The organism is Aquimarina rhabdastrellae (assembly GCA_947387485.1).
Lineage (GTDB): Bacteria > Bacteroidota > Bacteroidia > Flavobacteriales > Flavobacteriaceae > Aquimarina.
The window spans coordinates 134,057-160,350 of the sequence record CANDNT010000003.1 but is presented as its reverse complement, the minus strand read 5'-3'; the positions used below and the strand labels follow the sequence as shown (position 1 = coordinate 160,350).

Sequence of the window (26,294 nt, the reverse complement as noted above, 5' to 3'; positions counted from 1 at the left end):
ATGAAGAAAGAAATAAAAGACATACAAAATATATATTTTATCGGCATAGGCGGAATAGGAATGAGTGCCTTGGCTAGATATTTTAATTTTTTGGGTAAGAATGTTGCGGGATATGATAAAACACCTTCAGCTATTACTAGAAGCCTAGAAGAATTAGGAATAGCAATTCATTTTGATGATAATATCGAGGAGATTGCATTACCTTTTTTAGATAAAGAAGAAACATTAATCATATATACACCTGCGATACCTAAGCAGCATAGTGAGTTACAATATTTCCAAAAACAAGCATTTCAAATCATGAAACGCGCAGAGGTATTAGGAAGTATTACTCATGATGTATATACATTAGCGGTAGCAGGAACGCATGGAAAAACTACAACAACAGCGATCTTAGCTCATTTATTAAAAGAAAGTGGAGCAAAAGTAACTGCTTTTCTAGGAGGAATTAGCGAAAATTATAATTCTAATTTGGTTCTAGAAGGTAATGAAGTTGTAGTAGTAGAAGCAGACGAATTTGACCGATCATTTTTACAACTATATCCAGATATAGCTGCAGTGACGTCAATGGATGCAGATCATTTAGATATCTATGGAGAAGCAGATGAACTTCAAAAATCATTTGAAGAATTTGCTTCAAGAGCAAAAGACCATTTGTTGGTACGCAAAGGATTATCCTTAGAAGGGATGACTTTTGGTATAGCAGATGATTCAGATTATAGTGCTCACAATATAACAATAACAAACGGAGTTTATAATTTTGACCTAAAAACACCCGAGACTGTAATTAAAGGATTGCATTTAAACTTACCAGGTAAACATAACTTGTTAAATGCTATCACGGCCTTTGCAATTGCACAACTCTACGGCTCCCCAACCGAATTGCTGGCAAAGGCCTTATTAACATTTAAAGGTGTACAACGTAGATTTTCATACCAGATAAGAACAGAAGAATTGGTATACATAGATGATTATGCACATCATCCTACAGAAATAGAAGCAGTGCATCAAGCAGTAAGAGAAATGCATCCGGAAAAAGAAGTTTTAGCCATTTTTCAACCACATCTATTTAGTAGAACTCAAGATTTTGCAGATGAATTTGCATCAAGCTTAAGCCTATTTGACGAACTATTGATGTTAGATATTTACCCTGCAAGAGAATTACCAATAGCAGGAGTAACCTCTTCATGGTTGTTAGAAAAGGTAACGTTAAACAACAAGAAGTTGGTGACCAAAGAAAATATGATTACTCATATAAAAGAAAGCTCGGCACAAGTGATTGTAACCATAGGAGCAGGAGATATAGGAGAAAAAGTACAAGAAATTAAAGAAGCACTTAACAGTGAAAATTAAACTTTCACATATACGTAATTTAGGATTAATCGTAGGATTAATTTCAATTTTTGCCTTTACATCAAAGCGCAATGCAACACGTCGTGTAGAAAAGTTGACGATCGAGTTTTTAGAAGAGCAAAATCCATATATCACAGAATCAGCGGTTAACAAATTGTTGATACAAAATCGAAATTCTATTGGAAAAGTTGCAAAAGAAGCTTTAGTTTTGAATGCGCTAGAAAAGCGTTTAGATGCACATAAACTGATAAAAGATTCAGATGTGTATCTAACTGTAAATGGAGAGCTTAAGGTGAATATAAGGCAACGGACCCCTATTGCCAGGGTGAACGCTTTGCCTTCTTTTTATGTAGATGATGTAGGAAAAACGATTCCTTTATCAGGAAATTTCACAGCACATGTGCCTTTGGTATATAATGTGAAAGAAAAAGATGTACCAGAGGTATATCCATTATTGAAAAAAATATATGATGACGAATTTATGCGTAAGCATATCATACAAATCTCAAAAAATAATAGAGGTGACTATGAATTAAAAATGAGAATTTATTCGTTTGATATTTATTTTGGAAAAATAGAATATATAGAAACGAAGGTGAATAATTTAAAAGCCTTTTATCAAAAAGCAAGAAAAGACAAAAGTATAGCAGAATATGCTGTTGTGAATTTGCAGTATAGAAACCAAGTAGTGTGTACAAAAAAATAATACCAATATGGAAAAAGAACACGATGAAATAGCGGTAGGATTGGACATAGGAACAACAAAAATTGTTGCTATGGTGGGTAGATATAATGAATACGGAAAGATGGAAGTCCTAGGAATTGGTAAGTCAAAAAGCTTGGGAGTACATCGTGGTGTTGTAAATAATATCACACAAACAATTCAATCTATACAGCAAGCTGTACAAGAAGCAGAAAATGTTTCTGGCGTAAAAATTGAAGAGGTTACTGTAGGAATTGCAGGACAACACATACGTAGTTTACAACATAGTGATTATATCACTAGACCTAACTCTGATGCTGTAATTGATGATAGGGATATCGATCAATTATGTAATCAAGTACATAAGTTAGTCATGTTACCTGGAGAAGAAATTTTACACGTGCTTCCACAAGAATATAAAGTGGATGGACAAAATGAAATAAAAGAACCAGTAGGGATGTTTGGAGGAAGACTTGAAGCAAACTTCCATGTTGTAGTTGGTCAAATAACATCTATCCGCAATATAGGAAGATGTGTGAAGAGTTCTGGGTTAGACTTATCAGATGTAACTTTAGAACCATTAGCATCTGCAAATGCTGTTTTAAGTCAAGAAGAAAAAGAAGCAGGAGTTGCTTTAATAGATATAGGAGGAGGAACAACAGATTTGGCGATTTTTAAAGATGGTATTATACGTCATACAGCTGTAATTCCTTTTGGAGGTAATGTGATTACAGAAGATATCAAAGAAGGATGTTCTATTATAGAAAAGCAAGCAGAATTGCTTAAAGTGAAATTTGGATCAGCTTGGCCAGGAGAAAATAAAGATAACGAGATAGTTTCTATTCCAGGATTAAGAGGAAGAGAACCAAAAGAAATTACGCTGAAAAATCTGTCGAAGATTATTCATGCAAGAGTAGTTGAAATTATAGAGCAAGTTTTTGTTGAAATCAAGAACTATGGACACGAATCTGCAAAGAAGAAATTAATAGCAGGTATCGTGCTTACAGGAGGAGGATCTCAATTAAAACATTTAAAGCAATTAGTCGAATATATTACAGGAATGGATACTCGTATAGGATATCCAAACGAGCATTTAGCCGGTAATAGTGATGCAGAAACTACTAGCCCAATGTATGCTACAGCAGTAGGATTGGTAATGGATAGTTTGGCACACATAAAAAGACAACAAAAAGAGGCGATAAAACAGGCTTTATTAGAAGAGGAGAAAAAAGCCGAAATGGAAAAAGAAAGAGCTGCTGAAGCTGCACAAGAAGCTTTAAAAGCAGAAGAGGAAGAGCCTGTAGAAGAAATAAAGCCGAGAAAGAATATACTAGAGAAGTGGACAGAGAAGTTTAAAGAGTTTCTTGATAACGCAGAGTAGAGGGAAAACAACTGTAAAAGAAATTAAGACGAAGAACTGGAATTAGGAAATATTATAGAAAGGAAAAGTAGAAAATACAACCAATAAATTAGCAATTATGAGTAGTAGTGATGAGTTTGGAAACATATCTTTTGATTTGCCTAAGAATCAATCGAATGTTATTAAAGTAATTGGTGTAGGTGGAGGAGGTAGTAATGCCATAAACCACATGTTCCAGCAAGGAATAAAAGGGGTAGACTTTGTAATCTGTAACACAGATTCTCAAGCGTTAGAAAATAGCCCAATACCTAATAAAATACAATTAGGAGTATCGTTAACCGAAGGTTTAGGAGCTGGAGCTAATCCAGAAATCGGTGAACAAGCAGCTATAGAAAGTTATGATGATATTCGTATGATGCTAGATACGAATACCAAAATGGTTTTTATTACTGCAGGAATGGGTGGTGGAACTGGAACAGGAGCAGCCCCTATAATTGCAAAAATGGCCAAAGAAATGGATATCCTTACTGTAGGGATAGTAACCATACCATTTCAATTTGAAGGTCGTATGCGTAATGAACAAGCACAATTAGGAGTGCAAAGATTGAGATCACACGTAGATTCTATGATTGTGATCAATAATAACAAACTTAGAGAAGTATACGGTAACTTAGGATTTAAAGCGGGATTCTCTAAGGCAGACGAAGTCTTAGCTACAGCATCAAGAGGTATTGCAGAAGTAATAACACATCACTATACACAAAATATCGATTTACGTGATGCAAAAACTGTATTGAGTAATAGCGGTACAGCTATTATGGGATCAGCTACTGCATCTGGAGCAAATCGAGCAACTGATGCGATACATAAAGCGCTAGACTCACCACTATTAAATGATAATAAAATTACAGGTGCAAAAAATGTACTACTCTTAATTGTATCTGGAAAAGAAGAAATCACTATAGACGAAATAGGTGAGATTAACGATCATATCCAGCAAGAAGCAGGATATGGAGCTAATATCATCATGGGGGTTGGAGAAGACGATGCTTTAGAAGATGCGATATCTGTAACCATAATTGCAACAGGTTTTGATATAGAACAACAAGACGAAATCACTAATACAGAATCCAAAAAAATCATCCATACCCTAGAAGATGAGCAAAAAGCAACTCAAATCCTAGATACAAAATCTACATCTACTAGCGAAATCGTTCCTTCAGTTTCTATAGACACTTCAATCGCTGTAGAAGAAAAAGAAGAAGAAATAATTGAAGAACCGATTATTAAGCACAATTTATTTGATGATGAGGACGATATAAAATCAGATCCTAATGAAGATTTATTGATGCCTACTACGCAGTATGTAAAAAACCTTGATGTAGATTACGAAATAGTAAATCCATTTACGTCTACAGATAGTGACTATGTGATTATTAATGCACAAGAAATTATTAATCAAATAGAGGTTAATGAAGCAAAAGAAGTAGTTTCAGAAAACCAAACTCAATCACAAAGTCAAGATCAGTTTACGCTATCTTTTGATATGCCTATACAACAAGAATCTACAGAAGAACCTAAGAGTACAATAGATACTATTGTAGACGAAGAAAAACCTGTGGTTTTTGACCTTACAGATAACATCAAAGAGGTAGAAGTAAAAGAGGCGATTGAGGTATCACCTTCTGGAGAAATTACAGAAGATGGCGGAATGCGTTATAGCCTTGAAGATTATTTAGAAGATGAAAAGCAAGGAAACGAAGCCAAAGCTGAAGAAGAAATAGTTTTTGAGAGACGTACAATTGAAACACCAGTAGAGAATACAAATACTACAGAAGAAGAAACAGCAACACCTCCTACTGCTACACAAGTTCCTGCAGCTACAGAAGAGATTGATCCAGTGAATCAACCAATCTCTGAAACGTTAAAAGCTAGAGCAGCAGAGCGTAGAGCAAAAATGAAGGAGTTTAATTATAAGTTTAGAAATAGCGCTTCTCAAATTGACGAAATTGAGAAAGAACCTGCATATAAAAGAGCAGGATTAGATGTAGCTTCTAGACCTAATGCTTCAAGTATTTCAAGAACTACTTTAAATACAGATGGAGATGATATTCAATTAAGAAGTAACAACTCCTTTTTACATGACAACGTAGATTAATTATAAATCGTAGTTATATATGCTAAACCGATAATTCAACTAAGAGTTATCGGTTTATTTTTTTATCTTCGCAATCCAATACAAAAGACGTATGCCATGAGTTTACAAACAGAAGTAATGACAGCCATGAAAGCTGCAATGAAGGCAAAAGATCAAAATGCTTTAACATCATTAAGAGCGATTAAATCTGCAATTTTATTAGCTCAAACAGAAAGCGGTGCTAAAGAAGAATTGACAGAAGAACAAGAGTTAAAATTGTTACAAAAATTGGTAAAGCAACGTAAAGATAGTGCTACTATTTTTGTAGAGCAAGGTCGTGAAGATTTAGCCGAGCCAGAATTAGCGCAAGCTAAAGTTATCGAGCAATTCTTACCTGAACAATTAAGCGAAGAAGAAATAGAAAAAGTTGTAGCAGAAATTATAGAAAGTACTGGAGCTGCAGGAATGAAAGATATGGGGAAAGTAATGGGAGCTGCAAACGCTAAGTTAGCAGGAAAAGCTGACGGAAAAACTATTTCTACTATCGTAAAAGCAAAATTAAGTTAATCTTATTTTTCAATATATGATCCTTGGAATTTAGGATTAAGGGCCCCATAGTTCAACTGGATAGAATATCAGATTTCGGCTCTGAGGGTTGGGGGTTCGAATCCCTTTGGGGTCACAAAATGTAAAAAGACTACATGTATTATACGTGTAGTCTTTTGTTATTTAATCCTTTAACGGATTATTGATTTTTTTTTCAACTTATGGAAACAACTTTAAAAATCCTATTTCTTAGATATTTTAAACTCCTCTTCTCTGTGTCTATATCTTTTGTTTTTAACCAATTATAAAAACTACTCGTACTAACTTTCATACAGTTACAGATCTTCTCAACAGGAAAATTGTCTTTATTCGATAAAATAAAATGATATCTCACTTGTCGCTCACGGAAAAGATGCTTACCTCCTTTTTTAAAATATCTCGCTCTAACTGTACGTTTCTTAATTCTTTTTCTAAAAATCGAATACGTTTCTGATCTTCTAATAATACTGAAGTAGTGATATAATTACCAGGATTTCCTTCATGGGATTTACGCCACTTACGAATCATACTACTATTTAACGCATATTCTTCACTAACTTGTTTAACACTTTGACCTAATTGTAATAACGCTACAATCATTAACTTAAATTCATCTTCATACTTTTTTGCCCTGTTAAATGTAGACATTCCACAATTCAATAGCTACTATTCATTGGTGACTGTAAATTGTACTCCTTTACCAATATTCGTATTCAGAATACTATTGATATCTGAGTTCTGTACCTGACCATTCATATCCATATCGGCTTTACTATAGCCAGAAATACCAAGTAATTGTATCACCGCATTTGTATCCGTATTTTGAATTTGTCCATTTTCATCAAAGTCTCCAGCAATCATCGCAAAAACTCCATTTCCCATATTTACTACCGAATTTGAGCCACCGAATACAGAAGCTGTAGCATCACTAAGATCTATGGTAGTTGCTGTCGATGTGTTTAGAGCAACGGTATTCGCACTCATTACTGCTACATGATTTCTATGGTTTACTGCTATGTAATAACTATCTGAAGGCGAATCAAATTCTAAAGCTGATGTTCCATTAACACTTACTATATCTCCATCTGCTTGTAGCAATCCAGATTGACTGGCAAGCACTACAGTTGGATCATTTTTATCACGTAAGCTTATCCAAACCCAATCGATAATAGCATTGGTTCCCGTGATATCAAAAACCGTTGTCTCACTGGTTATGCTATCTGCATATGGACTAGTTATGGGAAGTAAACTATTACTTCGTAAACTATCATCCATGATGACGGTTCCTGAAGTTACCAAAGGTCCTTGCAGAAAAACAACGAGAGAAAGTTTAAGTTGTAATGTAATGACTTCCTGATGGAATCCTTGATTCAATGTTGTGGTTCCATTAGACAATGTTGCAACCGCCAATTCTCCAACCGTAAAATCTAAACTTGCATTGGCATTGCTCAAGGTTGTTCCACTGGATCCAATTACAGAACGTTCTAAGGTTTGTGAAAACAAAGAACCAGAAAAGAACAAGGTTAAGATAAATATGTACTGTTTCATGATCTTACTTTCTTTTACCGATGATCGTTAAGCAAGCTCCTGCGTTTGTAATTGAATCTCCATTATGGTTTTCAATCGTAAATTCTACCTTTCCTGTAGCTAAACTAGTTATTTGTGCTACTCTATTCGAAGTATCATTAGTAGCAATACAAGTTATAGTTACTACAGGAGGTGCAGAAAAATGATTTGCATAATTAACGGTGTACACATGTCCACTTCTGGAAGTAGTAATTCCTGCTGAATTCGTAACGTTGGAATTTAAAGAACCATCTGTATTCACAATTATCGATATAATTTCAATCGCATTTGTGGCACCTACAGCCTTAAAGTTATCATCTCCTGCATCAATAATTACTTCTCCATTGGAGGTGATATCATTATCTACTTCTAAATCTCCTTTAACTTGTAGTAAGTCATTATCAAATTCTCCATATAACAAATCTCTGATGTATAAACGATTCGAGAATCCACCACCTGCAGCTCCTGCAGCAGTTCCTATAAGTACATTAGAATCTCCTTGTAAGTTATATCCTGCAAAGTATCCGATAACAACATTACTGTCTCCAGATTGTACACCTTCTGCGGCTTGATGTCCAATAATTACATTTCTTCTACTAAGATTAGAAAGATTACTTGTATTATCATAAGAACCGAAGATTTGGTTTTCTGAACTAGATGTTAGTATACCGCCAAAGTCAAAATTTCCACCTAAAGTTAAATCTCCTGAAGTAGTTACATTTCCTGTATTATCAATTTGTAATCCTTCATCCCCTCCGTCATTAGATAACCAGTTGTTGTTTAATAATGCGTTACCTCCTAAAGTTATAGTTCCAGAAGAAGCTACATTACCAGCAGTATCAAATTGTAGTCCTTCATCACCACCGTCATTATTAATCCAATTATCAGCTAATTTTATATTACCTGTAAGCTCTATTGTTCCGTTATCTAATATCTTGATCCCTTCATCATCACCGTCATTAGACAACCAATTATCATTTAACTGTAGGTTTCCTCCTAAAGAAACTTTGGATGATGTAATTACATTTCCGCTAGTATCAAATTGAATCCCATTGTTTTCTGTTCCATCTCCGTTAATCCAGTGCGTAGCAAGGTTAATGTTACTACCCATAAATAATTTATTGGATGTGGTCACTCTTCCTCCTGAATTCACTAATAAACCTTCGTCATCACCATCATTAGAAATCCAATAGCCACCGGTTTGAAAATTCTTAGTTGCTGTATGATTTCCTAAATTATCACCATTCTCTACATACTTAGCTTGTAATGCGTACGGAACACTTAATAGTTGTGTGGTTCCCATACTTGTATAGCTAGTCCCACCTGCAATATCTACACTGACTTCCAAAAAATAAGAATCGGATGACCAAGTAATAGTAGAAAAATCATCAGTACTAGTTCCTTGACCAACGATTAGGTCAAAAACTCCATAGGCATTGGTAGTGGGCGTATGTGTTTCTGTATATACAACCGTTCCATCCGTGGTAGTTTGGTGTAATTTAAATTCTACTCCTATGGCAGTATTGGTTAATATGTCCCCAGCAGCATCTCTAACTGCCGATTGGTAGTTGAAACCTTGTGGTGTTTGCGAATACCCAAGAATACTTATTAGGAAGATCCATAGTGTACATCGTAATTTTATTTTCATGCTCGTTAATTTTATTTTCTTACGTTTATTTTAGGGTCAATTTCGTAATTACTATTTTCTACACATATTATTTTAAGTATTCTAAACAAGTAATTTTGTTAGAGAAATAGTGCAAATAATTGTCTGATAGGAATTACAATTTCGTGGCGCTAAATAACAATCGAAACTTTAGAAATTAAAAAAACTTGAGGGTGCAAATGAGGGTGCAATAACCAAACACCTTGATTTTACAGAGCTTTTCAGATGTTTTTGACATGCTCTTTACATGTTTACAATATGAAAAAAATGTACTAAAATGTAGGTTTATAGGGAACGAATATACTCGTCTAATGAATCGTTTTGGGATAGATTTAGTTTCTTTTTAAGTCTAAATTTAGTAGATTTGATGGCGTCCAAACTTGTGTTTCTTAAGCTAGAAATTTCTTTTCGAGAAAGGCCTATTTTTATAAAAGAACAAACCTCAATATCAGTTTTGGTCAAATTGGGATGCAAACTTTTTAAACTTTTTAAGAATTCATAATTCAATGTTTCAATATTCTTTTTAAGTACTAATACTTTAGAATCTTCTAATTTGTCCGCTTTTAAATCCGCAATAATACCTTTGAGCGTAACATCCTCTTCTGCTTGCGAGAGTTTCGCCAAATTTTCTGCAAGTTTTTCCTTGGTATTTATATGAATTACAGTTTCCGTTAAAAGTTGATTGACCTCTTCTTTCTTAGTCGTAACTTCAGAGTTTAGATCTACAATCTTTTGAGATAATTTTTCCTCTTTAATTCTATTTTTCTTATTGATTCGTAAATACAGTTGATACCCAAAATATACAATGAGGATACTGATCATCACCATGATGATAAAGCTTGCAAAATACAACTGCTTTTCCACTTTTTGTTTTTCTACTTGCAAGCTTATTTTTCTTTTCTCTTCTGCATATACAACACTATCCTTAATTCTTTCTTTTTCAAAAGAATTTGCCATCTCAATCTCTTTAAATTTTTTAGCATTGTTTACAATGTCAACTTCTTTTTGAATCTTGTCATAGGTTTGTAAATCATTAAGGGCTAATTCATATTTACCCATGGCTTTGTAAATATTGCCTCTAGTTTTATACACCTCTGCAACACGGTTTTCTATATTCGTTTTGGTTGCATGATCAATAGCTGCATTCGCATAAAATAATGCTTTCGAATAGTTTTTTAATCCCAAATAAGTTTTCGCAATATTTTTATTTGCAGTTAAAACGGAAAGATATTTGTTAATGTTTTTGTTATGTTCTAAGTATTTTAGCTGTAAAGGAAGTGCTTCTTCATATCTTTTTTGATCTAATAATAAAAGTGATTTATGCCAATTGACTAATTGTAAAATATTTTCGTCACCAGAAATTTCAGCATTGTAAATTCCCTTATCAAAAGCATAAAATGCCGAATCTATCTGATTGATATCTGCATAGCATTGTGCAACATTACCATAGTTAATACCTAATAATCGATAATTTTTATTTAATGTATTTCGCTCAATTGCTTTTTTAAAACTTACAATAGCTTTTTTACATTCATCTTTATACTTGTACAACATCCCTATATTACCAAAGTTTACACCTAAGTATATCGTATCATTAGTTGCTAGAATAACTTTTTGAGCAGCCAAATAGTCTTTTAATGCTCCTGAATAATCGAATGTTCTTCGTTTATATACACCCGACTGAATGAGTAGTGTCTTAAGATGTTTAGTGTTATCGTAATTCTTTCGTTCAAAAATTTCTCTAACCTGCTGATGATATATGGGAAGTTGATCTAAGTTTCTAGCCTTTTGGTAGGTTCCCAAACTTAAAAGGTATTTTACTTTTAGAGAATCATTTGGTGCATTTTTAATTTTCCTCTCATAATCAACAACAGTAGAATCTTTATCCTGAGAGAAAGTACCTAAAGAAAAAAATATCAAAAATGAACAAATGAGCTTTTCCATTTGCTAGAATAAATAGTTAAATACATTCAAAAATAACCGAAATATCTAAACTAAAAAATCTTGTCTTGAACCAATCAAAATTCATGTCTAAATTTCCTCTCTAGACCATATGAAATTCCTTAGAAAAAAGATGAATTCTTGACAAAAATAAAGTGCCTATCTCGTAAAATTCACCTGTTTTTGATTAAAAATAGAACTATAATTTGCATCTTAATGGTTGTTGTGAAATTGAATTAAAGAATTGGTAATCATAATTTTAGAAGATTGCACCCCGATTTGCACCCCTTCATTTTTTGGAACAAGTAAGGTTTCTCTCATAATTTTGGCAACAGAAATAAGAGCGCTAGCCTTATTTGTTTTTAATATGGGATAAACAAAAAAAAACTAAAACTAACGGTAGTTTTTTTCATCAAGTGTACTTGATGGTTGTATGCTACTAGTGAAAAATTCTCAACATTTATAGAAATGTATGTAGACAGTTTAAAAACAAATAAACCGCTTCGTAAAAAAACAAAAATATTAACCCCAAAATCTATATGGTATGAAGTTAAAATTACTCTTACTATTCCTTTTTCTTACTACAATATGTACAAAAGCACAAACAGATTGTTCTTTAGACGAAACTAAACTTACAGGAACATTTACCACAGTAGAAGTTGGAGGAAGAAAAATTAAGGCTAGTGATGCTACTTCAAACTATCGATTTGGAGAACGTGTTGCTATAGATGGTAATGTAGCAGTTACAGTATCACGTGCCAACGGTACTGCAGCTGGTAAAGTGTATATATATACTAATGATGGGGCTGGTAACTGGACACAACAAACAACCCTAACAGCTAGTGATGGTTTTGCAGGTGATAATTTTGGATATTCTATAGCGATAGAAGGGAATTATTTAGTAGTTGGTGCAAGATCTCAAACTAATGCTTCGGCAGTAGATACCGGAGCTGCGTACTTATTTGAATACAATGGTTCTAGTACTTGGACTGAGGTAGCTATTTTTGAACCAGGTGATGGAAGTTCTGGAGACCGTTTTGGAGAATCCGTTTCAATAGAAGGAAATTTGATTTTAATTGGAGCTAGAAATGGCTGTGTAGGAGGTTGTGCCTATTTATATGAAAATGATGGAACCAATACCTTTACCTATACAGAAACTAAGTTGGAGCCTCAAGTACAATCTAATTATTCTGGAGCGCGATTTGGATATGATGTTTTGGTTAAAGATGGTCGTGCGTATGTAGGTGGACCACAAGACTATTCTTCTGTGGGTAATGCATCAGCAGGATCTGTTCAAATATGGGATCAAGCCAATGATGGATCTTGGTCAAGGACACATAGATTAAGAGGGACACAAACTTCAGAATCCTTTGGCTCTGGTATTAGTGTAGAAGGAGATTATTTAGCTATTGGGGCATATAATTTTGAAGTATCTTCTACAACTGCTGCTGACCAAGGAAGGGTGTATGTTTATGAAGCAGATGGTAATGGTGATTATTTGGATGCCAATAGAGTGATAGTTCAAAATACAGATAAAGATAGTTTTACAGATCAGCGTTTTGGAACAGATGTAGTTATAGAAAATGGATTTTTATATGTAGGTACATGGGGAGATGGAAGTATCAATGGTGATGCGGTTTATGTATTTAAAGATGATGGAACCAATACCTGGTCACAACTTAGTAAATTAACTTCTGGAGGAGGATGGGATGAATTCTCAAACAGAGCGGTAGCAGTTTCTCATCCATATCTATTAATAGGGCAAAATGAAGACGATTCGCCTTCAAATTCTGGAGCAATTCATTTTGTTCCTTTGGCAAGTACCGTAACTCCAACCGCTTCGGTTACAGCAGTTACAGAAGCTTTTGTTGGTCAAAATAATGCAACGATAACGCTCAATTTTAGTGATGAAGCCACACGAACTGAAATTCAGTTTAGTATCGATGGAGGAACATCCTTTCCATATACATTTAATGATGATGCCTTAACCGGTATAATAACTAATCTTGGAGTAGGTTCATATGAGCTGAAAGCAAGATATAATAAAGGTTCGTGTGTTTTAGATTTAGGAAGAGTAACCGTAAATCAAGCTGCTTATACAGTTATTCCAGATGCTAATTTTGAAGCCGAATTAGAATCTCAAGGATATGATGATATTTCTGGTGACGGACAAGTACCAACTGCTTTAATTGAAGTAATTACTATTTTAAATATTAGTAATAAAGGAATAGCAGATTTAACAGGTATTGAAGATTTTCTTGCGCTAGAGGAATTAAAAGCCAATGGTAATGATTTAACAGCTATTAATCTAACTAATAATACAGCTTTAAAAGTACTCTGGATTAGACAAGGAAATAACAACTTTTCTTCAATAGATGTTAGTAACAATATAGCACTCGAGGACTTTAGAATACAATATTCAGGAACTTCATTAGACATCTCTAATAATACAGCGTTAATAGAATTTATGTGTGTAGATTGTAGTCTTACTTCACTAAACACAAGTACAAATACAAATTTAACTTCTTTAGACTTAGAGAATTCTGATATTACAACATTAGATTTAAGTACAAATATTAATTTAACTGGTTTAGAAATTGATGGTACTAGTTTGGTTGAGTTAGATCTGTCTAATAATACAGCCTTAAAATATGTATACGCAGAAAATATTACGACGCTTACAGGTTTAAACATGCAAAATGGTACAAATACAAACATTATAACTTTTGAAACTGTAGGAACACCAATACCTTGTGTTAAGGTTGATGATGCGACTTATAGTACAAATAATTGGACAGATATTGAACCTATAACAACTTTTCAAGATTCAGGATATTGTATATACACACAAATTCCAGATGCAAATTTTGAAGCCGCATTAGAAGCTCTAGGATATGATGACATTTCTAGTGATGGACAAGTCCCTACTGCTTTAATAGAAGCAGTAATAGCATTAGATATAAGCAATAAAAGTATTTCGGATGTAACAGGAATAGAAGATTTTAAAGCATTACAGATTTTGGAATGCCAATCTAATAATCTTACAGCCTTGAACATTTCTAACAATGCAGCATTAATTGAATTAACAGCTAACGCAAACAATATTAACAATATTGATCTATCTCAAAACACTGTATTAGAAACTTTAATTATTGGAGCGAATGACTTAACCTCAATTGACATTTCTAATAATAACTTGCTGAAGCGATTAGATATTTTATATAATGATATTACTGTGTTAGATACCAGTAATAATCCAGATTTAACAACACTAAAAGCATACAATACAGATGTTGTGAGTTATGATTTTAGTAATAATCCACTATTACAAAATGTTCAGTTATACAACAATAGTTCCTTAACAACATTAGATGTTTCAAACTTAATACAGTTAGATCAATTACGATTAGATAATACAGGAATTACAGATTTAGATGTAAGTAATAATCTGAACTTAAGAATTATTAGAGTAAATCAATCCAATATAAACAAGCTGGATTTATCTAATCAAAGCAGTCTAATACACGTTTATGTAGATAATTCACCCATTAATTTTCTAAATGTCCAGAATGGAAATAATACAAACTTCACGCAGTTTCACGCTGATAACACACCAAATCTAAATTGCGTGTTGGTAGATGATGCAGCTTACAGTGTGACAAACTGGACGAATATCGACGGTACAATGAGTTTTAGTGACACTTATTGTAATTATACAGCCATTCCTGATGCAAATTTTGAAACTGCATTATATACTTTAGGCTATGATGATATTGCTAATGATGGACAAATACCAACTGCTTTAGTAGCACCAGTAATTACGTTAGACATCAGTAATCAAAATATTGCAGATCTAACTGGGATTCAGGACTTCGTCGCACTTACGGATTTAAATCTGGATACCAATGTATTAACCAGCTTAGATCTTAGTAGCAATACAAACCTTCAAACGTTGAACTTTGATAATAATAGTATTACCAATTTAAATTTAGGTACAATTTCAAATTTGACTTCTATCGAAGGGCGTTACAACCAATTGATGACAATTGATGTAAGTCAAAATTCCGATCTAACATTTATAAATCTTAGAGACAATTTATTTACCACAATAGATGTATCAAACAATCCATTATTGGAGACTATAAATCTAAGAGGCAACTCAAATTTGACGAATATAGATATCAGTAACAATCCTAATCTTAAGTTTTTATATTTTCAGGATACGGGATTAACAGCTTTAGATGTTTCTCAAAACCTTTTATTAGAAGTTATCGTTATTGAACGTGTTAATTTCAATACGATAGATGTTTCTAATTTATCAGCGTTGACCCAGTTAAGAATTGCAGATAATAGTTTTAGTCACCTTGACGTATCCAACAATCCAGCTTTAGTACGCTTAGAATGTGAAAATAACAGTTTGGTTTACCTTAACGTTAAAAATGGAAACAATACCAATATGCCTAATGCAGATTTTATTGCCACAGGCAATCCGTCATTGACATGTATTACTGTAGATGATACTACCTGGAGTACTGCCAACTGGACAAATATCGATGGTACTGCAATTTTTACGAATACCTTTTGTCGTTACACTGCTATTCCAGATGCCAATTTTGAAGCTGAGTTAGAGGCTTTAGGGTATGACGATATTTCAGCAGATGGACAAGTACCAACTGCTTTTATTGAAGTATTATCAAGCTTGGATGTAGATGGCAAGAATATTAATAATTTAACAGGTATTGAGGATTTTGTTGCTTTGACCTACTTAAACTGTAATGGGAATAATCTGACTACAATTGATATTACTCAAAATATACAACTAGCATATTTCAATGCGGCTCAGAATAATTTAACAACAGTTGACCTATCCAATAATACCTTACTAGAAAGCCTGTATCTGTTTTCTAATGATTTAAGCACTATTGATCTATCCAATAATACTGCATTGAAGCAATTGTATATTCAAAGAAATACGAATCTACCCAATTTTGATATTAGTAATAATATCCTTTTGGAAGAAATTGATTGTTCTGAAACGAATATTACGGCATTAAATACCACAAACAATACGCTTTTAAGAAATCTGGAAGCTAATGACTCGCCATTATCATCTTTAGATTTATCCACGAATACAGCGCTAGAATTGTTACGCCTGTTCACTACTGATATTACGGTATTGGACCTATCAAATAATACGAGCCTTACCGAACTTCGTATAAACGATACAGGTATACAAAGCTTAGACTTAAGGAATCAAGTGGGCTTAATTACGATGAATGCCAAAGATGCAAACTTAAGTTACCTAAATATGCAGAATGGCAATAATACCAATATTGCTTCATATCTATTTAATGTAACCAATAATCCTAATCTAAGCTGTGTTTTGGTTGATGATACTGCTTGGAGTGCGACCAACTGGACGCTTATAGATGCTACAACAAGCTTTAGCGATACGTATTGCGATTACACATCAATTCCTGATTCAATTTTTGAGACTAGATTAGAAGCTTTAGGTTATGACGATATTTCGGGTGATGGGCAGGTACCTACAGCTTTGATAGAGGTAGTAACAAGTTTAACTTTAAATGATCTAGGGATTAATGATGCTACTGGAATAGAGGACTTTGCTGCTCTGGTAACTTTAAATGCTAGAGGAAATAACTTTACTACTCTAGATGTGAGTCAAAACACCTTACTAGAGCATCTATATATTAATAGTAATAATCTGTCTTCAATCGATGTATCTAAAAATGTTGTTTTAAGAAATTTAAATATTGGTTCTAATGCAATTACTTCTTTAGATCTATCTAATAATCCAGACCTTAGAGATCTTTGGGTACAAGGAAATGGTGGATTAACCACCCTAAATCTGAGTAATAATCTTGAATTAAGAGAATTATACACCTATAGCTCTGGTGTGTCAACGTTAGATTTGAGTATTCATACTGAACTTAGAATACTTTCAGCCTATAGAACATCTCTAGCCTCTATAGATCTTTCTAATAATATTGAATTAAGATCACTACGTGTAGATGAAACAAATGTTTTATCATTGGATTTAACTAATAATAATAAACTTGAAACATTACGTGTTAATGATACAGGTATTACAAGTTTAGATTTAAGTAATCAAAGTGTTTTAGAAAAACTTTGGGCACACGATACAAGCTTAAGTAATTTAAATGTTAGAAATGGTAATAATACTAATGTTACAACTTTTGAAATTAAAAACAACCCTGATCTGAACTGTGTTCTAGTTGACGATTCTAGTTATAGTACCACAAACTGGACAAATATTCCAAGTGGTTTAGTATTTAGTGAAGTCTACTGCAATTATACCGCCATTCCAGATGCGAATTTTGAAGCACGTTTAGAAGCTCTTGGTTATGACGATATTTCTGGTGATGGACAAGTGCCAACAGCATTAATTGAAGGCGTTACTTCGTTAACTGTAAATGGCCAATCTATAACTGATTTTACAGGTATTGAAGATTTTGTTGGCTTGACGTATTTGGATATAGGGAATAACAATGCAGGAAGTATTGATCTAACTAATCTAGTTGCTTTAGAATTTGTAAGACTAGATGCGATGTCATTAACATCCATTGATCTGACACAAAATACAGCACTTACGGATTTACGTTGTTCCTATAATTCAGGTATGACGAGTATAGATATATCCAACAATACCTTACTAGAAACTGCACATATCAGTAATAACAGTCTTGCAAGTATTGACTTAAGCAATAATACTTTGTTGTATGAATTACGATTGAGTGGAAACGATTTAACAGTAGTAGATCTAACCAATAATACAGCTTTAAAAGAACTTGTGTTAAGTAACAATTTCATAACAACCTTAGACCTAGTGACCAATACTGCTTTAACTGATTTGTACGTAGTAAATAGTGGACTCACAAGCATCACTTCGGTTAATTCTACAGTATTAGAGTATATAAATATTCAAAGAAATAGTTTAACAAGTATTGATCTATCTGCTTGTATTTCCAATTTGGTAACGTTTATTGGTAATGAAAATAATTTCGCTCATTTGGACTTTGAAGGTGCAGTAAATCTAGAGAATATATCAGCATATTCTAATGCTCTTATAAGTTTAGACCTTTCTAGTGCCATAAGTTTAGAGAAAGTATCTGTTTTTGATAATGAGCTTACATCTTTAAACATTCAAAATGGAAACAATGGTATAATCCACTCATTTGATGCAGAAGATAATGACTTGTTAACCTGTGTTTTGGTAGATGATGTTATGTATAGTACTACTAATTGGACAAATATTGATGATCATACTAGTTTTAATGAAGTTTCGTGTAACGTATCCTTAGCTATCAATGTTTTTCTTCAAGGAGCGTTTAGCAATCCGACTTCTGGGGAAGAAAGCCTGATGCGCGATGATCTACGAGCTAATACCTTGCTACCTACAATGAGTCCTTACTCTGACAGTGCTACCATTTCAGATGCTATAAAATTAGATGACGCTGGAGCAGATTCAATGATAGATTGGGCTTGGATAGAATTAAGAGATGCTAATGATGTAAGTATCGTTGTCGCTCAACAGTCAGGGGTTCTACAACGTGATGGTGATATTGTAGCAACAACCAATGATCGAAGTACTCCACTATCTTTTAGTGTTAGTCATGGTAATTACTACATAGTGGTGAAACATAGAAATCATTTAAGTATTATGTCCTCTTCTGCTATCAATTTATCAAGTACTATTGCGACTGTTGATTTCACTTCTAGTACTGCTATTGCTGGAGGAGCAAACGCTGTTGTTGGAATGAGTAACGGGATTGTTGCCATGATTTCTGGAGATTTTGACGAAAATGGCCAGATCCAGAATTCTGATATCAATTCGGTGATTCAATTATTGGGAGGTTCTGGCTACCACAATGCTGATATAGATATGAATGGTCAGGTCCAAAATATTGACATCAATAACCTAATGAATCCTAATGTTGGAAAAGGGGAACAGTTTTAACCATACACTAAATGCATAACTTTTATAGCACACATATTGACAAAACCACCAATAAAACAAGAGGATACAACCTTGCACCCCAATATGCACCCCCTTGTTTTATTGGTTTATCAAACCATCATATGTACTATTGCATTGGAGTTTATATGAATATAAAAAGCATATAAAAACTTTATACCCCCTTAATAGATAAACCTATGAAATTAACAAATAACACATATACAAAACAGATCACATTGATACTAGCTGTTTTCACCATCTTTATCGTTAGTGCCCAAGATATTCACTTTACTTTTGACAATGCTCAAAACACAATTGATAATGGTGAATATTATTATGAAGCTGATATCATGATCGAAAGCTCTGAAGCTTTCAAGTTAGGATCTGGACAAATCTATCTAACCTATAATCCTAAAGCTTTTGGAACTAGTATTTTTAAAAATAATCGAATAGTATATACATACGAACCTGGTTATATCCTAGGTGAAAATTATGTACTTCCTGCATATAGAAGTTTTATTCAAAACGATAACACAGATAATCGTATATCGTTCACCTTTCAACAAGGAGTTAGTACAGAATCCATTACCAAAGAAAATGTTACCACTACTGCTAAACCTCTATTACATGTAAAGTTAAAGTATATAGATGTCACCAAAGATCCAATGGTTGCTTATGAATCAGGATCAGTATATCAGGATCAGTTTTTTACTGCATGTGGAAGTATGCTTAAGACAGGTGACAAGGCAGGATTTCCTGATTGTGCTAACCTACCTGGTGTGCAATTGGTAAATGACACCTATGATTCTAGTGGTGCTTCCTTGCAAACCTTAAGTGTAGAAGAGCAAGATATTGCAGTAGTTAGTATGTACCCCAATCCAGCTCAACAATATTTCTTAATACAAGGATTGGGTAATATAGAAACAGATATTCATATTACAGATATCAATGGCAAATTGGTACAAATACTACCTAGTCATTCACTAGAGAACACTATTAATATTTCACAATTACAAACTGGTGTATACTTTGTAAAAATAGACACTCAAAACTCCCGGAAGAGTTACAAGTTGATCAAAGAATAACTAAGAGATAACAGGCAACATAGTAACCTCTTATTAGCTGCAGTACTACGTTTTACTCTTTCCTCATAGCGCAGCTAATAGAGATCTGTTTGCCCAAATTTCAAGCAATTTTCAAAATAGCTAGAACACATTAAACCTAAAAAACGATGAAAAAAATTACCTTTTTGATTATATGTTTCTTTCTTACCTCCGTGGTTGGTGCGCAGGACATAACGTTTACGTTTCAGAATGCTAGGAACACCAATGATGGAACAGATGATTTTTATGAAGCTGATGTTTATATTGAATCTTCTATTGATTTCAAGTTAGGATCCGGACAAATTTATTTCACCTACAATACCACTGCTTTTGGTGAAAACATAGATGGTAGCGGAAATTTTGAATACTTACAGCCTGATGGCTCTATCTTAGCAGAAACCTATAGCGGTTTCCCTGCTTACTCGTCTTTTATCGTTAATGACAATACAAATTCTAGAGTATCTACATCCTTTCAACTAGGACTAAGCAGTGGTACCATTACTGCAAACAATGTTACCGGTACTGCTAAACATTTATTCAGTATAAAAATTAAGTATGAAGATATCAATGAAGAGCCAACAGTTGCTTTCGAAACTGGCGCTGTATTTTTAGATCAGTTCTTTACTGCTTGTGGGCCTGCAACTTTTGGATTACCTGATTGCACAAACAACCCAGGAGTACAAATTACCAATGATACCTTCGATTCTTCTGGAGCTACTCCTGATACTACCGTACCAGTAATTTCTTTAACTGGAGACGCTGCTGTTACAGTAGAGGCAGCAACTACCTATTCTGATGCAGGAGCTACTGCATTAGATGATAGAGATGGAGATATTACGGTAGCTATTGTTACGGTAAACCCAGTAGACACGTCTATTCCTGGAGTATACACTGTTACCTATAACGTAAATGATGCTGCTAGTAATGCTGCAGCAGAAGTAATCAGAGAAGTAACCGTAGTGGATACAACTGTTCCTGTAATTAGTTTAATAGGAGATGCGGCAGTGACTGTTGAAGCAGGAAGTATCTATGCTGATGCCGGAGCTGCAGCAAGTGATTCTTTGGATGGAGACATCACTACAGAAATTGTTACGGTAAACCCAGTAGATACATCTGTACCAGGAATATACACAGTAACCTATAACGTAAGCGATGTAGCCGAAAATAATGCAATACAAGTAACCAGAGAAGTAACCGTAGTAGATACAACTGTTCCTGTAATTAGTTTAATAGGAGATGCAACTGTGATTGTAGAAGCTGGAACTACGTATTCCGACGTAGGAGCAATGGCAAGTGATTCTTTTGATGGGGATATTACTGCAGATATAGTTACCATAAATCCAGTGAATACTGCTGTACCAGGATTGTATATAGTAACTTATAATGTAAGTGATGCAGCTGGAAATGATGCAATACAAGTAACCAGAGAAGTAACCGTTTCTGATACTACAATACCGGTCATTATATTAACTGGAGATGCAACTGTGACTATAGAAGCTGGAACTACGTATTCCGACGTAGGAGCAATGGCCAGTGATTCTTTTGATGGAGATATTACTACAGACATAGTTACCATAAATCCAGTAAATACTGCTGTACCAGGAGTGTATACAGTAACCTACAATGTAAGTGATACTACTGGAAATGCTGCAATTGAAGTCATTAGACAGGTAACCGTTGTAGATACTACTTTACCTATAATTACTTTGATCGGAGATAATCCAATAGAAATAGCACAAGGAGAAGTTTATATAGATGCAGGTGCGACAGCCTTTGATTCTTTAGATAGCGATATTACAGCTAATATTGTTGTAGTAAACCCTGTAGATACCTCTGTAGAGGGAACCTATACGATAACTTATAATGTGATGGATGCAGCGGGAAATGTAGCGGCAGAAATAACCAGAACAGTAAATGTATCCGCCATTCTTAATGTTGAAGAGAATGAAATTGAAATTTTAGAAATATATCCAAACCCAACCTCAGATAAATTGTTCATTTCGAAAGAAGTTGAAAAAGTAATTATCTATGCTATAACAGGGCAAAAAATACTAGAGACTAATAACAATAGTATTGATATGTCTTTGTACAGATCAGGAGTTTACTTGATACATATTTTTACAAATAAAGGAAATGCAGTAAAACGAGTTGTGAAGAGATAATCCAGCTAATAATTGCCTATGGATACTGCCTGTGAAAAAGAGAAGTAATAACTATTTGATAGGCATGGAAAACCTCAGAACTATGAAACCTAAAAAATTAAAAAAATTCAGCAAATAAAGGCTGATTTAAACCAAATGAATATGAACATAGAAAATATAACAGATAGGCTAACAATTACCCTAGTAGTATTTTACGGATTGATGTTGTACATCATACTGCGATTATCTTTTGCTTGATTTGATAATCAAAAGAATTGCTAATTATTATATAGAGAATTAAAAGGCTTTATATCAATTATAATTAGCAGTTTATGACGAAAACTGCTTGAAATAAACTTAGGCAGTTTTTTTATAAATTTAACTGACACAAATTATTAACGGTAGACAAATTGAAAAATATATAATTCTTCCTCTTTAGATTAACTGGAATATTTGTCTAAAAACAACTATTGGTTTTAATCCATTTTATTTAAGATTTTCCCTACTAACCTAATCAGGGTTTTGTGACTTATAGAACTCTTTATTGTAATAAAATCAAATACTTAAACAAAAATATAGAATTTTAGCAAAAATTAACAAACCCTCTTAAATTAATGCTTTACAGGGTTTTAAAGTTTAAAGTAGCAGAAGCAAGATTCGAACCTGTGACCTTTGGATTATGAGTCAAGTCTGAAGGTTTCTTATAGCCATAGTAGAGCATTAGATTATCTAACTGTTACTGCTTTTATACAATCCTCTATTAAGTAACATACCAATTTTGCTAAGCAACTTTAAAACACTTTGTTAACTATTTGATTATCAATATTTAATTTTTAAAAAAGGTTCGGGATATGTTCTGCCGAGGTCACAAAATGTAAAAAGACTACATGTATTATACGTGTAGTCTTTTGTTATTTAAGTCTTTTATAGCGAATTATTCTTCAATCTTTTTTAATAATTCAAGAGCTTCAGTATACTTATAATTATTCTTATTTGCAGTAATAAGATGTAATACAGCTACGGCTTTCTCTTTATTATTAGTTTTTAAATGGATTAAAAGTTTAAACCAATAACCTTTACTTTTTTCGATAGAATCGGTTAAAATAAGTTGGTTAAACGCAGCTATAGCTTTGTCGTTTTGATCGAGTTTATCATAAGAAGCACCTAAATACATTAAGCTAAATACATAAAACTTACTATCAGCAGTAACGGTATTAAAATGTGTGATGGCAGTAGTGTAATCTTCTCTTTTAAAAGCTAATTCTCCTTTAATAAAATTGTTTTCGTTTTGACTTTTTTCTATCAAAGAAGGAAGTGTATTCCACTCTACATAATCGTGGTAATAGGTATCTAGTGATGGGTTTTGCTTAGTAATGACAATAGTAAAAATAATAGCGATTACAGCAGCATAAGCAAAATAATGATAATACTTTTTAAATGTAGAGGGTTTATTTTGTTGAGAAATATAGTCAGCTCCAGCCTTTTTAATAGTATTTGATAAATGTTGATATTCTGAGCTTCTAAGCTTTTGTTTTAACTGTTGTAACTCTTCATTATCAGGATCATCTTTAAGCATACTCCAATCCTTTTGATGAAGGCTGTAGTATTGTTTTTGTAACATAACCTCCTCTTGCAACTGATCGTTATTGGCTAATAAAGCTTCAAAAGCAATTCGATCTGCATCATTCATTTCCCCTTTAATATATTGCTCGATTTTATCTAGCATTGCTGCGGTTAAATTTGTTTCCATTTTTTGATCTTTTGGTATCGATTATCCGTTTTAATCAACTTCATTAATTTTGCCCTACATTTAAAAACACGTTGTCGTACAGTATTAATAGTAGAATAAGCATAAACGTTTAAAATTTCCTCATAGCTCATTCCGTTAAAATAACTACTTAAAATCTCTTTGCAATTATCAGATAAGAGATCAAACTTTTCTATGTAGAAATCAAAACATTCTTGTTCCAAAATAAATAGACTTAAATCAGTTTCTTTATTAGGTAGTGTCACAACATCTGTTTTTATCACCCTATTTTTTAAGGTTCTTTTCCAAATATTTTTACAGATCACAAATAAATAGGCTTCAAATGAAGCTATTGGACGTCTTTTTTCTTTTTGAGTAACGATGATATACATAAGACCATCTTGAAATACATCTAGTGCATCATGAGATTGACCTCTATTAGCACATATAAACGATTCTATCTTGGGGTATATCTTTTTGTATATCTCTTTGATAATTTGTTCGTTACCGTTAATTAATGCATTAATGTATTTTTCGGTAGTATCCATGGATTTAATTAAACTAAAAAAAGTGGGTAATATTTTTGCAGTTCATACCCAATGTAGTGTAATCATAAAAATTTAAACACTATGAAAAATATACAAAAACTCATCATACTTAGTACACTCTTTTTAATTTTTTCATGTAATAATGATGATCTTTTGGTAAAAAGTTTTAACGATTTTAATAGTAATGTTCAAGAAAAGCGAAGAGGAGGGAAGGAAGACCCTAAGCAAGGTCCGCCTAAAAATATGCCTAAATATTCGGATACAGAATTGGTTATCCAATATAAAGATGGAACTACAGCAGCTACAAAAGATACCTTAAGAAATTATTATAACGTATTGAATTATGAAGTATGTCATTGTGAAAGTGGAACTATAGAAAAATGGATGTTTGCAAATGGAGTACAAATTGAACCTAAAAAAGAAATTATAGAAGATGATGCAGATGAAGACGGAGAATTATCTGGAGAAGGAATTTTGGAAGTGGATTTAGAATTTTCTTTTGATATAGAAACAGAATCATCACATATAGGAGGAATTGAAGATATAAGTTACTTACCGTATATCAAAGGAGGTAATACAGGTGTTACTATTGCAGTATTAGATACAGGATTAGATTTGAGGTTTTCTGTATTTAACGAATTGGGGATACCACACGAATTCTTGTACAAAGAAATAGCGCCTTTTGTGGATAATGAAGCTTCGGGGTGGGATTTTGTAAATAAAGATCATAATGCATATGATGATCATCCAGGTAAGCATGGAACGATTGTGACTTATAGAATACATAAAATTCTTAATGCATTGAACATAGACCATCAAATAATGCCAATGAAGGTATCGAGTTTTAAAGGTAAATCTAGTTATTTTAATTTTGTATGCGGAACATTAAATGCTGCAGAAAAGGCTGATATTATTCAAATGAGTTTAGGATGGTATGATGATGGTAGTGGTGAATTTATAGATTCTATTATGGCAAATTTATTAGAAACTTATGAAGATGTTATCTTTACTACATCTGCGGGAAATAATGGTACTGATAATGATAGTAGAAGACACTATCCTTCGAGTTATGATTATCCTAATGTTATCGCCGTAGCGGCAGCCAATGAATATGCTATTTCGTTAGCTAATGAAGGATATGAACATGCTGCGGCCGATATAGCTACGTTTTCTAATTATGGAGAAAACAGTGTTGATTTCTTTGCTGTAGGAGAGAAGGTGCCTTTTTATGACAACGAATTAGATGGAACCTCGTTTGCAGCTCCAGTATTAGCTGCTGCTGTTGCCAAGATAATGAATAGTTCAGGCAGTTCATTGACAGCAGAAGCTACGCGAATGTATCTTGATAATATGGGAACAGCAATACCTAATACATTTAATGAACACAAGAAGACAAAGTATCATAAAATAATATTACTAGATGAATAAACTGCTGATTAAAAGTT

Annotated in this window: 15 protein-coding genes and 1 tRNA gene; 10 read left to right on the top strand and 6 right to left on the bottom strand. The window is 33.3% G+C overall.

Annotation, left to right across the window (positions count from 1 at the left end; genetic code table 11):
• The 6 genes from murC (at position 1) to ACYEKI_RS08125 (ending at position 6,235) form a co-directional block, all read left to right on the top strand.
• The gene (gene murC, locus ACYEKI_RS08150) at positions 1-1,353 is read left to right on the top strand and encodes a UDP-N-acetylmuramate--L-alanine ligase (RefSeq protein ID WP_459210684.1); all 1,353 of its coding nucleotides are present in this window, start codon (positions 1-3) and stop codon (positions 1,351-1,353) included.
• Positions 1,343-2,059 (top strand): cell division protein FtsQ/DivIB, encoded by a 717-nt coding sequence (locus ACYEKI_RS08145; RefSeq protein WP_459210683.1) that lies wholly within the window; start codon positions 1,343-1,345, stop codon positions 2,057-2,059. The genes murC and ACYEKI_RS08145 overlap by 11 nt, the downstream gene beginning before the upstream one ends.
• Before the next feature lie 7 nt (positions 2,060-2,066).
• Positions 2,067-3,437 carry a cell division protein FtsA gene (gene ftsA, locus ACYEKI_RS08140; protein ID WP_459210682.1) on the top strand — a complete coding sequence of 457 codons (1,371 nt, stop codon included), beginning with the start codon at positions 2,067-2,069 and terminating at the stop codon, positions 3,435-3,437.
• 97 nt (positions 3,438-3,534) lie between these two features.
• Positions 3,535-5,574 carry a cell division protein FtsZ gene (gene ftsZ, locus ACYEKI_RS08135; protein WP_459210681.1) on the top strand — a complete coding sequence of 680 codons (2,040 nt, stop codon included), beginning with the start codon at positions 3,535-3,537 and terminating at the stop codon, positions 5,572-5,574.
• Positions 5,575-5,670: 96 nt separating this feature from the next.
• Positions 5,671-6,120: a GatB/YqeY domain-containing protein gene (locus ACYEKI_RS08130; RefSeq protein ID WP_459210680.1), complete on the top strand. Its 450-nt coding sequence runs from the start codon at positions 5,671-5,673 to the stop codon at positions 6,118-6,120.
• Positions 6,121-6,161: 41 nt separating this feature from the next.
• Positions 6,162-6,235, top strand: a tRNA-Arg gene (locus ACYEKI_RS08125).
• Between the two features lie 254 nt (positions 6,236-6,489).
• On the opposite strand, the gene ACYEKI_RS08120 is transcribed toward ACYEKI_RS08125, so the two are convergent.
• The 4 genes from ACYEKI_RS08120 to ACYEKI_RS08105 all read right to left on the bottom strand — a co-directional run bounded on the left by ACYEKI_RS08120 (position 6,490) and on the right by ACYEKI_RS08105 (position 11,314).
• Positions 6,490-6,786, bottom strand: coding sequence for a transposase (locus tag ACYEKI_RS08120; protein ID WP_459210679.1), 297 nt, complete (start codon positions 6,784-6,786; stop codon positions 6,490-6,492).
• Positions 6,787-6,804: 18 nt separating this feature from the next.
• A complete protein-coding gene (locus tag ACYEKI_RS08115; protein WP_459210678.1) occupies positions 6,805-7,686 on the bottom strand; it encodes a hypothetical protein in 882 nt (293 codons plus the stop codon).
• Positions 7,687-7,690: 4 nt separating this feature from the next.
• Positions 7,691-9,352 carry a hypothetical protein gene (locus tag ACYEKI_RS08110; protein WP_459210677.1) on the bottom strand — a complete coding sequence of 554 codons (1,662 nt, stop codon included), beginning with the start codon at positions 9,350-9,352 and terminating at the stop codon, positions 7,691-7,693.
• A 303-nt stretch (positions 9,353-9,655) separates the two neighbouring features.
• A complete protein-coding gene (locus ACYEKI_RS08105) occupies positions 9,656-11,314 on the bottom strand; it encodes a hypothetical protein (protein WP_459210676.1) in 1,659 nt (552 codons plus the stop codon).
• A gap of 541 nt (positions 11,315-11,855) precedes the next feature.
• Between ACYEKI_RS08105 and ACYEKI_RS08100 the strand changes: the two genes are divergently transcribed.
• The 3 genes from ACYEKI_RS08100 to ACYEKI_RS08090 all read left to right on the top strand — a co-directional run bounded on the left by ACYEKI_RS08100 (position 11,856) and on the right by ACYEKI_RS08090 (position 22,575).
• Complete coding sequence (locus ACYEKI_RS08100; RefSeq protein ID WP_459210675.1) at positions 11,856-19,310, top strand: hypothetical protein; 7,455 nt, start codon at positions 11,856-11,858, stop codon at positions 19,308-19,310.
• Between the two features lie 197 nt (positions 19,311-19,507).
• On the top strand, positions 19,508-20,395 hold the full coding sequence (locus ACYEKI_RS08095; RefSeq protein WP_459210674.1) for a T9SS type A sorting domain-containing protein: 888 nt from the start codon (positions 19,508-19,510) through the stop codon (positions 20,393-20,395).
• Between the two features lie 146 nt (positions 20,396-20,541).
• Positions 20,542-22,575 carry an immunoglobulin-like domain-containing protein gene (locus tag ACYEKI_RS08090; protein ID WP_459210673.1) on the top strand — a complete coding sequence of 678 codons (2,034 nt, stop codon included), beginning with the start codon at positions 20,542-20,544 and terminating at the stop codon, positions 22,573-22,575.
• Positions 22,576-23,488: 913 nt separating this feature from the next.
• Here ACYEKI_RS08090 and ACYEKI_RS08085 read toward each other — a convergent pair.
• Together ACYEKI_RS08085 and ACYEKI_RS08080 are read right to left on the bottom strand one after the other, a co-directional pair.
• A complete protein-coding gene (locus ACYEKI_RS08085) occupies positions 23,489-24,304 on the bottom strand; it encodes a tetratricopeptide repeat protein (RefSeq protein ID WP_459210672.1) in 816 nt (271 codons plus the stop codon).
• Entirely contained in the window at positions 24,289-24,849 is a 561-nt protein-coding gene (locus ACYEKI_RS08080; RefSeq protein WP_459210671.1) for an RNA polymerase sigma factor, read from the bottom strand. Before ACYEKI_RS08080 ends, ACYEKI_RS08085 begins: the two co-directional genes overlap by 16 nt.
• An 81-nt stretch (positions 24,850-24,930) precedes the next feature.
• Here ACYEKI_RS08080 and ACYEKI_RS08075 point away from each other — a divergent pair, with 81 nt between their 5' ends.
• The gene (locus ACYEKI_RS08075) at positions 24,931-26,277 is read left to right on the top strand and encodes a S8 family peptidase (protein WP_459210670.1); all 1,347 of its coding nucleotides are present in this window, start codon (positions 24,931-24,933) and stop codon (positions 26,275-26,277) included.
• Positions 26,278-26,294 lie beyond the last annotated feature (17 nt).